This is a genomic window from Gemmobacter sp. (assembly GCF_046292685.1).
Lineage (GTDB): Bacteria > Pseudomonadota > Alphaproteobacteria > Rhodobacterales > Rhodobacteraceae > Wagnerdoeblera.
This window is the reverse complement of the sequence record NZ_JBKBQM010000068.1, coordinates 1-12,578: the sequence shown is the minus strand read 5'-3', so window position 1 is coordinate 12,578 and position 12,578 is coordinate 1. Positions and strand designations below refer to the sequence as shown.

The following is a 12,578-nucleotide window of genomic DNA, read 5'->3' as shown; positions in this document are numbered from 1 at the left end:
GATTGCGCGCGCGCAGGCCTGGCACGTGGCGCAGATGCTGAGCACCGGGCCCCATGCCCATCTGCCGGTGCTGTCGGCCGCCGCCCCGGCGCGGGCCGGCGGGCGCGGCGGGCCCGGAAACTTCACCGACCTTGCGCCCGGCCTCTTGCGCGAGCGCGACCTGGCCGCGCTCTGCCCCTTTCCGAACGCCATCCGCGCCCTGCGCCTGACCGGCAACGACGTGCTGCAATGGCTGGAACACGGGGCCAGCATCTTTGCCCGGGTGGCACCGGGCGCGCGGGATGCCCCGTTGCTCAACCCTGAGTGGCCCGCCTACAATTTCGACATCATCGAAGGGCTGACCTACGAAATCGACCTTTCGCAGTCTTCGGGGCGAATCCGCAACCTGTGCCACGCTGGCCGACCCGTCCGCCCGGACGATGCCTTCATCGTGGCGACGTCCAGCTACCGGGCCGCCGGCGGCGGCGGTTTTCCGGGCTGCGGGCTGGCCGACCGGCTGGTGCTGGAAGCACCGACGCTGGTGCGCTCGATCGTCGGGGGGTTCCTTGCGCTCGAAGGACCATATCGCGCGCCTGATGCGCCGGTGTGGCGGTTTTCGCCCATGCACGGCAGCTCGGTGGTGGTGGAAACCGGCGCAGCCGCGCTGGACCATCTGCCGCGCGCCGGGGTGGAGTCGCTGGGCCTGTCCGACAAGGGGTTCCTGCGCCTGCGTCTGTGGCTGTGATCCCGGCCAAGGCAACCCTTGCATCCGGCCGCGTCCGGCCTTATCTGACGGGTCGAGAGGTTGGCGCGGGCAGACGCCTCGCCAACCCGGTCAGGTCCGGAAGGAAGCAGCCGCAACGAGTCCCGCCTGGGTCGCTGTCCAGCCTCTCACCCCTATCCTGCCCGATCCTGCCCCGAAGGCGAACGAAAAGCCGGCCGGGGCAGAGATATCGGACGGCTTCGGCAAGCTGCCCCGGTCAGCCGGACGGCATCCCCTTCTGCAGGTTCAGCACCACTTCGAGCCGGTTGCGCGCGTGGCATTTCTGCATGATCTGCGTCATGTAGGATTTGACCGTCTTTTCGGAAATCTGCAGCTTTTCCGCGATATCCCGGTTGGACGCCCTCTGCATCAAATGGCGCACGATCTGGTCTTCGCGCTGCGAAAGCGTCATTTCCACGGACTTCGGGTTACTCTTGCGCTGCCGGATCTTACGAAGCAACCGGGCGGCGAGCCTGGAGGAAATGTATTCCGCGCCTTCGACAACCGCCTGAAGGGCATGAAACGACCCGCCGCCGATGCGTCTCTTTACAACACTTCCGCCTGCATCGCACACAATCCGGGGATGGCAGTCGTCAATCTTGGCGTCGCCCGCTCGAACCTGATCGATCAGCTGAACGAAAACACGAAGCCGCGGCAGCGCTACCATAAAGCGCAAGACGCGGCGTTGGTGCCGCTGATCTCCACGCTGGTGGAAAAGGCGGTGACCGGCGCAACGGTTCTGTCCTTGAAACACGGCAGCGGAACATTCGACGACCCGATGTGCGACGCGCAAACACGCATCTACGAGGTCCATCGGCCGCTTTACGACCACAACGGAGCCCTGATCGCGGTCGGCGAACTCTATTCCAGGGTAGAGCTGGTTTCCAGCCGGATCGAGGCGACGACGACCGAGATCGACAAGTTGCGTCTGGCCGTGCTGCTGGCGGCGGCGCTGGTGCTGGCGGTCATCGTCAAGCTGGCGCAAACCCGCCTTGCGGCGCAGGAGGCCGAGATCACCCGCCGCATGAACGAAGCCGACGATCTGACCCGGCGCAACCTCGCGCTGCTGCGCGAATCCGAATCGCTGCGGCGGACCGCGTCGGCCGCCAACGAGGAATTGCTGAGCAGGATCGGCGCCGAACTGCACGACGGCCCGATTCAGCTGTTGTCGATTGCCGCCCTGTATCGCAGCCAGTTGCCCACCGTCGACGGATACGACCAGATCGAACGCAAGGCCCGGGATCTGTCGGAAAACGCGCTGAAGGAACTGCGCAACATCTCTTGCGGCCTGATCCTGCCGGAACTGGCCGGCACCGATCTGTCCGGCGCCGTCCGCCAGGCCGTGCAGGCCTTTACCCGCGACACCGGAATTGCGGTTTCGACCAGTCTTGCTGCCTCGGCGGAATGCAATCCGCAACTGGTCGTCACCGCTTACCGGATCGTTTACGAAGCGTTGAACAACGCCCGCAAACACGCTGGCGGCGAGGGCCTCTCGGTGCGGTTGGCACAATCCGCAGACCATGTGCAGCTCGAGGTCCGTGGCAGGTTCTCCCCCGAAACCGATGTCGGCGCCGAAACGCTGGGCGCGGAGGCGGTTCTGGGGCAGATGAGCATGCTGAAGCGTGCCCGCAGTGTCGGGGGGGCGATCGACGTCCGGCAGGAAGGCGACGAGGTCATCGTCCTGTTCACCTTCGGCCCGGCCGCCGTTTCCGCCGCAAGCGGCTGAGCGTGACACGCCCGGCGCCGGCAAGCACGCCAAGGCCGGCCGCGCTGTCGCACCGAAGAAAAATTTCGCAGGCGCACTTGACGCTTCCGAGGTTTCGCGCCAACTCCCGCAGTGAATGAACGTTCACTCCGCCGCGAGCCCCATGAACAGCCCTGCCCGCCACTCCTCCGGTCTTGCCGCCCTCGGCCCGCGCGAGCGCGACATCCTGGCCGCCATCCGCCCGGTTTTCGCCGCCAAGGGCTTCGACGGTGCCTCGATGCAGGATCTGGCACGTGCGGCTGGCATGAGCGTGGGCAATTTCTACCGCTACTTCCCGTCGCGTGCCGCGATTGTCGAGGCGATCATCCAGATCGACCTGGAGGAAGTGGAACAGAAGTTCGCCGCGCTGCTGGCGGCACCCGACCCGTTGCCGGTGTTGCGTGCGGCCCTGCACGCCCGGGTGCACGACGAACTTTGCACCTGCGACGATGCGACGCTGTGGGCGGAAATCACCGCGGCGGCGTTGCGCAAGCCCGAAATCGGCGCGGTTGTGAACCGGATGGAAGGCGAGATCGTATCATGGCTGATCCGCGGCTTTGCGCTGGCGGCAGGAATATCGCCCGTTCGGGCGCAGGCGCGGTTCACTGCGCACGCCCGTCTGATCGTGGCGCTGGTCAAGGCCAGCGCCATGCACGGGCGCCTGCCCCCCGACGAAGGCGCGGCGCTGACCGCGCTGATCCAGCGCCAGATCGACGGACTGCTTGACGAAATTGCCGCCGCCGCGCGGCCCGAGGATGCATCGTGACCCCCAGAGTTCTTTCCCGTGTTGCCTTGGCGCTGGCCCTTTCCGGCGCGGCGGCGGTCTTGCCGCAGACCCTTCGTGCCGAGGCTGCCGCCAGCACCGCGGCCGCCGATCCGGCCTTGCCGGCGATCACCGTCTCGCCCGTGCGCGAAATGCCACTGGCAGACCGCATTTTTGCAGGGGGCATGATCCAGGCGGTCGAATCCGTCCAGGTCGCGCCGCTGATCGAAGGCCAGCCGATCGAGGCGTTGCTGGCCGATGTGGGCGACCGGGTCGAAGCGGGGCAAATCCTCGCCCGCCTGTCGCGCACCACGCTGGAACTGACGCGCAGCCAGTTGCTCGCCTCGGTCGCTTCGGCCCGCGCGACCGTGGCCCAAGCCGAGGCACAAGTGCTGGAAGCCGAAGCCGCGGCCGAACAGGCGGCGCGCGTTGCCAGCCGCGCCAGCGCCTTGCGCGAAAGCGGCAATGCCAGCCAGGCCGCGCTGGACCAGGCCCAGACCACGGCCCTGTCGGCGACAGCGCGCGTCACCGTGGCCCGGCAATCGCTGGAGGCCGCGCGCGCACAGGTGGCCAGCGTCGAGGCGCAGCTTGCCAATGTGGAACTGAACCTGACGCGAACCGAGGTCGTGGCCCCCGTCTCGGGCGAGGTGATTGCCCGGAATGCCCAGGTCGGGGCCATCGCCTCGGCCGCGGGGCAACCGATGTTCACCCTGACGCGCGATGCCGCGCTGGAACTGCGCGCCGAACTGTCCGAGCGCGACCTCGTGCGCGTGGCTCCGGGCCAGACCGTGACCTTGCGCCTTGCGGGGGCCGCCCAGCCGCTGAGCGGCACCGTGCGCCGCGTCGAGCCGGTGGTGGACGCGACCAGCCGCCTTGGCCACGCCCGCATCGCGCTGGACGGGAACGGGATCGTGCGCGCCGGCATGTATGCCGATGCCGAAATCCTGGTGGAGCGCAAGACCGCGCTTGCCGTGCCGGTGACCGCGCTGACCACGGCCGCCGATGGCGCCTGGGTGATGCGGGTGGACGAGGCGGGCAAGGTTTCGCGCGTGCGGGTGGAAACCGGCATCCGCGAAGGCGGCTTCGTCGAGGTGATTTCGGGGTTGGCCGCCGGCGACCAAGTGGTGACCAAGGCCGGCGCCTTCGTGCGCGACGGCGACCGGGTGCGCCCGGTCGCGGCTGCAACCAACTGAGGGCGCCATGAACTTTTCCGCCTGGTCGATCCGCAACCCCGTCGCCCCGCTGCTGGCCTTTGTCATCCTGCTGGTGATGGGGTGGAATTCGTTCAACACCCTGCCGATCACCCGGTTTCCCAACATCGACGTGCCCTTGGTCGCCGTCACCGTCGCGCAAGGCGGCGCCGCCCCGGCCGAGATGGAAACCCAGATCACCAAGGAAATCGAGGATGCCGTTGCGGGCATCACCGGGGTCAAGAACATCATCTCGACCGTGACCGACGGGGTTTCGACCACGGCGGTCGAATTCCGCATGGAAATCCCGACCGAAACCGCGGTGCAGGATGTCAAGGATGCGATCGACCGCATCACCGGCACCTTGCCCGGGTCGATCGAGGCCCCCGTCGTCAGCCGGATCGACGTCGAGGGGCAGGCGATATTGACCTATGCGGTGTCGGCGCCGGACATGACCATCGAGGAAATCAGCTGGTTCGTCGACGATACGGTGAAACGCGCGCTGCAAGGCAAGCCCGGCATCGGTCGCATCGACCGCTACGGCGGCGCCGACCGCGAAATCCGCATCGAACTCGACCCGCTCAAGCTCGACAGCTGGGGCATCACCGCAAGCCAGGTCAATGCGCAACTGCGTGCTACCAACATCGACCTGGGCGCAGGCCGGTCGGAACTGGGCGCAGGCGAACAGGCGATCCGCACGCTGGGCAATGCCGATACGGTCGAACGCCTGTCGCAGACCATGATCTCGGTCGGGGGCGGGCGGCACGTGCGCCTGTCGGACCTGGGCGAGTTGCGCGACACCTATCAGGAACTTCGCAGCTTTTCGCGGTTCAACGGCGAACAGGTGGTGACCTTTTCGGTGTTCCGGGCCAAGGGCGCATCGGAGGTAACCGTTGCCGAAGCGGTCGAGGCACAGTTGGCCGCCTTGCGCGAAAAACACCCCGAGGTGCGCATCTCCAAGGTCGACGACACGGTGTTCTACACCTACGGCAACTACGAAGCCGCGCTGCACACGTTGCTGGAAGGGGCGCTGCTCGCGGTGCTGGTGGTGCTGGCCTTCCTGCGCAACTGGCGCGCCACGCTGATTGCCGCCGTGGCCTTGCCGCTGTCGGCCATTCCGACCTTCTGGGTGATGGACCTGCTGGGCTTCTCGCTCAACCTGGTTTCGTTCCTGGCGATCACGCTGGCCACCGGCATTCTGGTGGACGACGCCATCGTCGAGGTCGAAAACATCGCCCGACATATCCGCATGGGCAAGACGCCCTACCGCGCGGCCATCGATGCGGCCGATGAAATCGGGTTGGCGGTGATTGCCACCACCTTCACCATCATCGCGGTGTTCGTGCCGGTGTCGTTCATGCCCGGCATTCCGGGGCAGTATTTTCGGCAGTTCGGCATGACCGTGGCGATTGCGGTGTTCTTTTCACTGCTGGTGGCGCGGCTCATCACGCCCATGATGGCGGCCTACCTGATGCGCGCCAAGGACGCGCTGCACGACGACAGCCACAAGGACGGGCTGTTCATGCGGTTCTACCTGCGGCTGGTGCGGCTTTCGACCTCGGGGCGGTTGCTGTGGATCCCGGCGCGCTATCTGACGATGGTCACCGCGGTTGGGGTGCTGCTTGTATCGGTCCATTTCATGTTGCAGGTGCCGGGCAGCTTTCTACCGCCCGAGGATGTCAGCCGCATTTCGGTCTCGGTGGAACTGCCGCCCGGCTCGACGCTGGAGGAAACCGACCGCACGACGCAAGCCATGGTTTCCGCCATCGAGGATGTCGAGGGGATCGAGGCGATCTTCGTGCTGGGCGGCGCCTCGCCCAAGGGCGACCGCGACATCCGCCGGGCCGCGATCACGGTAGTGCTGGAAAAGCTGGACCACCGGCTGAGCTACAAGCTGTCGGGCCTGGCGCAGCGCCTGCCGGTGGTAGGCGCCCTGGTGCCCCCAATGGAGCCGCAGGGCCGCATCCGGCCGCAGAACGTGATCGAGGCCGAAATCTTTGCCCGTCTGCACGCCATTCCCGATGTGCGCGCTGTCAAGCTGAACGACCGCGGGGCGCGCGACATTTCGTTCTCGATCCTCTCGCAGTCCGAAGACGACCTGAACGAGGCCGTGCGCCGGCTGGAAGAAGCTCTGGTCGGCGAGCCCTTGCTGGCGAACGTGGCCACCGAAGGCGCCTTGCCCCGGCCCGAGCTTCAGATTACCCCACGACTGGACGAGGCGGCACGGCTGGGCGTGACCACCGCGGCCATCGCCGAAACGGTGCGCGTGGCCACGATCGGCGAAAACGACGCAGCCCTTGCGAAACTGTCGATCGACAACCGCCTTGTGCCGATCCGCGTGCGGCTGAACGATGCCACCCGAACGGATCTGGCGCGCATCGGTGCCCTTCGGGTTGCAACGGTGACGGGCCGCACCGTGCCGCTTTCGGCCGTGGCCGATATCGAGGTGTCGCAAGGCCCCTCGATGATCGACCGGCTCAACCGCGAACGCCGGGCCACCATCGGCGCCAACCTGCCCGTGGGCGTGGCGCTTGGCACGGCGACCGAACGGTTCCAGGAGATCCTGTCCTCGGTCGAACTGCCGCCGACGGTGCGCGTGGCCGAGGCTGGCGATGCCGAGGTCCAGGCCGAACTGATGGTCAGCTTCGTGAACGCGATGGTGCTGGGGCTGATGTTCGTGCTGTCGGTGCTGATCCTGCTGTTCGGCTCGGTGATCCAGCCGTTCACCATCCTGTTGTCGCTGCCGCTGGCCATCGGCGGGGTGGCGGCGGCGCTGATCCTGACCAGTTCGGCGCTGTCGATGCCCGTGCTGATCGGGATTTTGATGCTGATGGGGATCGTCACCAAGAACGCCATCCTGCTGATCGACTTTGCCATCGAGATGCGCAACCGCGGCATGACCCGTCTGCAGGCGGTGATCGAGGCCGGGCACAAACGGGCGCAACCCATCGTCATGACCTCGATCGCCATGTCCGCGGGCATGCTGCCCTCGGCGCTGGGGGTGGGCGAAGGCGGCGCGTTCCGGGCGCCGATGGCGACGGCCGTGATCGGCGGCATCATCGTGTCCACCGTGCTCAGCCTTGTCGTGGTGCCGGCGTTCTACCTGATCATGGACGATCTTTCGAACCTGATCGGGCGGCTGTTCCGCAACCTTGTAGGCCCCAAGGAAGCCGAGCCCGAGGCCTTGCCGCCCGAGGAGGTGGCCGTGCGGCTGCAGCAGGGGGAAACTGCGCTGGCGCAACTGGCCGCGCGGCTGGATCGGCTGGATGGCGGCCGCACCGATGCGGTTCTGCCTGCCTTGCCGCGGCAGGCGGCAGAATAGCGCCAAGACCGGCGTCAAGACGCCGGCCCCCGCCCCGGGGGGCCGGCGCAACCGAAAATCCGCAGGCAAGCGACCGAGAGAAATACCAGGTCGTCCGAGGCCAGGGCAGAAACACCCGTCAGTTCCACACCATGGCAACCCGCCTCGAGGCAAGCGTGGCCGCCTGCACCATCGTGGGGTTTCGGTAGATGCTCACCAGACCACCGGCCGGCGTGTCGGGCACCACCTCCACCGCCGGGGCCTGCGCCGCACCGGCGGCATCGAGGCGTTGCCGGGCGATCGGGTTTGGCCGGGCCGAGCCATTGGTTTCGTCGCCGGTCAGCGCCGCATAGCCACCGTTCCCCAGCCAGACAAGCGACGAATACAGCGATGGGCGGTCGGTGGGGTCGGCAAGGCTGACCGGCAACAGCGGCCCGGACAGCATGCCGCGATTCACCCGTTGCACCAGCAGCGCATTGTTCAGATCGCCCGCACCAGCCCGTGTCCGGGCAGATGCAGCAAGGCCGCAATCTGGCCAGCCGGGCCCTTTTCCAGCTGCACCCGGTTGACCGACGAAAAGGGCAGCCCATCCGTCGCCTGCGGAATGACCCGATCTGCGATGCTGCCCAGCGCGGTGGCCCCCGGGGCCAGTGTGCCGACCCTGAGCAGGGCATTCAGGTTGTTGTCGCCCCCAGCCATCGCCCAGACGATGCTGCCATCGTCCGCAAGCAAGGCATCGACGTGGTCGAGGTTGCAGAGCCCGGGCGCATGGTGCAGCGTCTGCGCGCCGGATTTGGTAATCGCCATGAAAGAACGTCTGCTTGAAACAGCGCGTGCCGCGGGTTTCGGGCCGCGCCGGGGCTCTTGCTCGCGCTGCGTAACGGCGATTGTCGCGTCCCGCCGCAGCACCCGTCGCAAGCCGCGGGTGCGCCATCGGCAAGGCGTTGCCGAATGCCGCTTTTTCAGGCAGTCGGGGTCGGGCTTGCCAGCGTGACGACGGTATCGCCATACTTGCGCTGGTCCAGCAGGGTCAGCGAAGGCGGCAGCGCGGGGGGGGCGCTTTCCTCCCACACGATCATCGCATCGGGGGCGACCCAGCCGCCTTCCAGCGCCGACGCGATCGCCGCCTCGCCCAACCCCTTGCCATATGGCGGGTCAAGGAAGATGAGGCCGTAGCCCGGGCCTCGGTTGGGCCCCAGCCGCGTGGCATCGCGGCGCCAGACATCGGTGACGCCCATCGCGTGCATCTTTTCGATGTTGCGTCGAAGCAGCGCCCGGGCCGCGGCGCCGTCATCGACAAAGGCAACCCGGGCGGCACCACGGCTCAGCGCCTCCAGCCCAAGGGCGCCGGTGCCTGCAAACAGGTCCAGCACCCGCGCGCCGGTCACAGGGTCGCCATAGCCGCCGTTCACCAGCAGGTTGAACATCGCCTCGCGCACCCGGTCCGAGGTCGGGCGCAGATGCGCCGACGGGTCACCGGCGCCGACATCGGCCAGCACCAGCCCGCGATACTGCCCCCCGATGATCCGCATCGACAATCCTCCGCCAGAGTTACCGGACCCCGGGGTCAAGGCCCCGGCCCGGCGCAGCACGGCCCGAGGCGGCAGGCCTCAGGCCAGCAGCGCCTTGAGATCGGTTGCAGGGTCGGCCACGCGCACCGGGTCGGCGCTGCGCCCCGCATCGATCAGGCGCCGGGCGATCATGAACCCCCGCGGGTCGTTCATCGCATCCACCGCCAGCAACCGATCCCCACGGTAATACCAGTGCGAACGCACCGCACCGCCGTCGCGCACGATCACCCGGTCGTAGCCGGTGTTGAGCCCGGCGATCTGCAACTTCACGTCGTACTGGTCGGACCAGAACCAGGGTTTCGGCACATAGGTCTTGCCTGCGCCCAGGATGTTTTCCGCCACGCATTCGGCCATGTCGATGGCCCCCGGCACCGATTCCAGCCGCAGACGACCGCCGGCGTGCGGAAAGCTGGCGCAGTCGCCTGCTGCCCAGACCTGCGGCGCGCTGGTGCGGCCCTGGTCGTCGGTGGCAATGCCGTTGTCCAGCACCAGACCCGCCGCCTCGGCCAGCGCGGTTGCCGGCAGGATGCCCACCCCGACGATGGCGAAATCGCAAGCCAGCTGGCGCCCGTCGGCCAGTTCGGCGCCCGTGACGCGGCCTGCCCCGGTCAGGCGCGCAAGGCCGGTGCCTTCCAGCACGGCGACACCGTGCGCAGTGTGCAAGGCGCGGAAGTAGTCGCTGGTTTCCGGTGCCGCCACCCGTTGAAGGATGCGAGGCGCGGCCTCGACCACGGTCACGCGAAGGCCCTTCTTGGCCGCCACGGCCGCCGCTTCCAGCCCGATGTAGCCCCCCCCCACAATCAGCACGCGCCGTCCCGCCACGAATTCGGGCGCCATGCCATCGACATCTGCCAGTGTGCGCACGTAATGCACGCCGGGCAGGTCGCCCCCGATGGCCGCCGGCAGTCGCCGCACGACCGCCCCGGTGGTGAAGGCGAGGTGGTCCCAGGCCAGCGTTTCGTCGCCCATGCGCAAGGTGCGGGCTGCCGCATCCACCGCGGTGACAGGGGTGCCTGTCACCAGCCAGATGTCCTGCGCTGCCCAGAAATCGGGCGCGCGCAGCAGCAGGCGATCCAGCGGCATTTCGCCCAGGAGATAGGCCTTGGACAGCGGCGGGCGCTGATAGGGTGCCACGGGTTCGTCGCCGATCAGGGTAATCGCCCCGATGTGCCCTGCGCTGCGCAGCCGCGCCGCCAGCGCAGCCCCCGCCTGCCCTGCCCCGATGATCGCCACATGCATGATCCCGTTCCCCCCTCTGTTCGGCCGTCGGCGCGCAACCTATATCTGGACGCACGACAAACACAACGCGCGAGGGAGACCCATGACGATTTCCAAAGGCGACCGCCTGCCCGATGCCACCCTGATCCGCAATGGCGCCAACGGCCCGGAGGATGTTTCGCTCTCCAGCCTGACCAAGGGCCGCAAGGTGGTGATCTTTGCCGTGCCGGGCGCCTTTACCCCGACCTGCCATTCGGCACATGTGCCCAGCTTCATCCGCACCAAGCCGAAGTTCGATGCCAAGGGCGTGGACGAGATCATCTGTATCTCGGTCAACGATCCCTTCGTGATGAAGGCCTGGGGCGAAGCGACCGGAGCCACTGCGGCCGGCATCACGCTGCTGGCAGACCCCGGTGACTATACCAAGGCCTTGGGCGTGGATTTCAGCGCCCCGGCGCGCGGGTTGATCGGGCGGTCCAGGCGCTATGCGATGTATGTGGTGGATGGCGTTGTCGAGGTGATCCACATGGAGGAAAACCCGGGCGCCTGCGAAATCTCGGGCGGCGAAGCGATGCTGGAAGCGATCTGACGCCGCAGAAACGACCGACCGCAGCCGCGGCCCCGCAGGGGGCCGCGGCTTTGCCGTTGCGCGAAAGCGCCTCGATTGGTAAGCCAGACAGACCAATCAGCGGAGTCCACCCATGCCCGTCATCACCTGCATCGACGACTTGAAGCGCCTGCACAAGGCCCGCGCGCCGAAGATGTTCTACGACTACGCGGAATCGGGCAGCTGGACGGAACAGACATTTCGCGACAACACCGCCGATTTCGCCGAAATCCGCCTGCGCCAGAAGGTTGCGGTGGACATGACCAACCGCACCACACGCTCGACGATGATCGGGCAGGACGTGGCGATGCCGGTGGCCCTGGCCCCCGTGGGCATGACGGGGATGCAGCATGCCGACGGCGAGATCCTGGCAGCAAAGGCGGCCGAAAGGTTCGGCGTGCCCTTCACCCTGTCCACCATGTCGATCTGTTCGATCGAGGATGTGGCCGCGCGCACGCAAAAACCCTTCTGGTTCCAGCTTTACGTGATGCGCGACGAGGATTTCGTGCGCCGCCTGATCGAGCGGGCGCGGGCGGCGAAATGTTCTGCGCTGGTGCTGACGCTGGACCTGCAGATCCTCGGCCAGCGGCACAAGGATCTGAAGAACGGCCTGTCGGCACCGCCCAAGCTGACGCCCTCGACGATTGCCGATCTGGCGACACGCTGGCGCTGGGGCCTGGGCATGCTGGGCACCCCGCGGCGGTTCTTCGGCAACATCGTCGGCCATGCCAAGGGCGTGGGCGATACCAGTTCGCTGTCGTCCTGGACGGCCGAGCAGTTCGACCCGCAGCTGGACTGGGGCAAGGTCGCCAAGTTGAAGGAGATGTGGGGCGGCAAGCTGATCCTGAAAGGGATCCTCGATGCCGACGACGCGCGCAAGGCAGCCGAGGTGGGGGCCGACGCGATCATCGTGTCGAACCACGGAGGTCGGCAGCTGGACGGGGCCTTGTCCTCGATCCGGGTCTTGCCGCAGATCCTCGATGCGGTGGGCGACCGGGTCGAGGTGCATCTGGACAGCGGCATCCGCTCGGGCCAGGACGTGCTGAAGGCGCTGGCGCTGGGGGCGCGCGGCACCTACATCGGGCGGGCGTTCATCTATGGTCTGGGCGCGATGGGGCAGGCCGGCGTGACCAAGGCGCTTGAGGTGATCCACAAGGAGCTGGACCTGTCTATGGCGCTGTGCGGCGAGCGCGATATCCACAACCTCGGCCGGCACAACCTGCTGATCCCGGACGGGTTCTTTACCCGGTATTCCTGACGGAAGGAAAAGGGGCGCCTGCGCCCCCGTTGAGGGGGCTTGGCGCCCGCGGGGCCGGCCCCGCACGCCGCCGGAAGGGCCTTCGGCCCCTCCGGGCCACCCGAATCCGCGACCTGCGTGCAGCAGGGGTGCGAATCGCTGTCCCCCGGCCTATATCGGTTGCATGAGCCTGCCGCCCGGATTC

12 protein-coding genes and 1 other RNA gene are annotated in these 12,578 nt (G+C 67.5%); 8 read left to right on the top strand and 5 right to left on the bottom strand.

Annotated features, from left to right (window positions below):
* The coding region (locus tag ACK4S2_RS14490) for a 5'-nucleotidase C-terminal domain-containing protein (protein ID WP_409625867.1) at positions 1-724 on the top strand (724 nt) is incomplete at its 5' end.
* A 54-nt stretch (positions 725-778) separates the two neighbouring features.
* An RNA gene (ffs, locus tag ACK4S2_RS14485) (signal recognition particle sRNA small type) lies at positions 779-875 on the top strand.
* Positions 876-959: 84 nt separating this feature from the next.
* Here ffs and ACK4S2_RS14480 read toward each other — a convergent pair.
* Entirely contained in the window at positions 960-1,124 is a 165-nt protein-coding gene (locus ACK4S2_RS14480; RefSeq protein ID WP_409625864.1) for a response regulator transcription factor, read from the bottom strand.
* On the opposite strand from ACK4S2_RS14480, the gene ACK4S2_RS14475 reads away from it, so the two are divergent.
* From ACK4S2_RS14475 to ACK4S2_RS14460, 4 genes are all read left to right on the top strand, one after another.
* Positions 1,116-2,468, top strand: coding sequence for a sensor histidine kinase (locus tag ACK4S2_RS14475; RefSeq protein WP_409625873.1), 1,353 nt, complete (start codon positions 1,116-1,118; stop codon positions 2,466-2,468). The genes ACK4S2_RS14480 and ACK4S2_RS14475 overlap by 9 nt on opposite strands.
* A 142-nt stretch (positions 2,469-2,610) precedes the next feature.
* Positions 2,611-3,252, top strand: coding sequence for a TetR/AcrR family transcriptional regulator (locus ACK4S2_RS14470; protein WP_409625861.1), 642 nt, complete (start codon positions 2,611-2,613; stop codon positions 3,250-3,252).
* The gene (locus ACK4S2_RS14465) at positions 3,249-4,442 is read left to right on the top strand and encodes an efflux RND transporter periplasmic adaptor subunit (RefSeq protein WP_409625858.1); all 1,194 of its coding nucleotides are present in this window, start codon (positions 3,249-3,251) and stop codon (positions 4,440-4,442) included. The genes ACK4S2_RS14470 and ACK4S2_RS14465 overlap by 4 nt, the downstream gene beginning before the upstream one ends.
* A 7-nt stretch (positions 4,443-4,449) precedes the next feature.
* Positions 4,450-7,761, top strand: a complete 3,312-nt coding sequence (locus ACK4S2_RS14460) for an efflux RND transporter permease subunit (RefSeq protein ID WP_409625855.1) — start codon at positions 4,450-4,452, stop codon at positions 7,759-7,761.
* Between the two features lie 118 nt (positions 7,762-7,879).
* On the opposite strand, the gene ACK4S2_RS14455 is transcribed toward ACK4S2_RS14460, so the two are convergent.
* From ACK4S2_RS14455 to ACK4S2_RS14440, 4 genes are all read right to left on the bottom strand, one after another.
* Positions 7,880-8,206 carry a hypothetical protein gene (locus tag ACK4S2_RS14455; RefSeq protein WP_409625852.1) on the bottom strand — a complete coding sequence of 109 codons (327 nt, stop codon included), beginning with the start codon at positions 8,204-8,206 and terminating at the stop codon, positions 7,880-7,882.
* 14 nt (positions 8,207-8,220) lie between these two features.
* A complete protein-coding gene (locus ACK4S2_RS14450; protein ID WP_409625850.1) occupies positions 8,221-8,547 on the bottom strand; it encodes a hypothetical protein in 327 nt (108 codons plus the stop codon).
* Between the two features lie 155 nt (positions 8,548-8,702).
* A complete protein-coding gene (rsmD, locus tag ACK4S2_RS14445) occupies positions 8,703-9,272 on the bottom strand; it encodes a 16S rRNA (guanine(966)-N(2))-methyltransferase RsmD (protein ID WP_409625847.1) in 570 nt (189 codons plus the stop codon).
* Between the two features lie 78 nt (positions 9,273-9,350).
* A complete protein-coding gene (locus ACK4S2_RS14440) occupies positions 9,351-10,553 on the bottom strand; it encodes an NAD(P)/FAD-dependent oxidoreductase (RefSeq protein ID WP_409625870.1) in 1,203 nt (400 codons plus the stop codon).
* A 79-nt stretch (positions 10,554-10,632) separates the two neighbouring features.
* Here ACK4S2_RS14440 and ACK4S2_RS14435 point away from each other — a divergent pair, with 79 nt between their 5' ends.
* The gene (locus ACK4S2_RS14435) at positions 10,633-11,118 is read left to right on the top strand and encodes a peroxiredoxin (protein ID WP_409625844.1); all 486 of its coding nucleotides are present in this window, start codon (positions 10,633-10,635) and stop codon (positions 11,116-11,118) included.
* Between the two features lie 112 nt (positions 11,119-11,230).
* Positions 11,231-12,394 (top strand): L-lactate dehydrogenase, encoded by a 1,164-nt coding sequence (locus ACK4S2_RS14430; protein WP_409625841.1) that lies wholly within the window; start codon positions 11,231-11,233, stop codon positions 12,392-12,394.
* Positions 12,395-12,578: the final 184 nt, after the last annotated feature.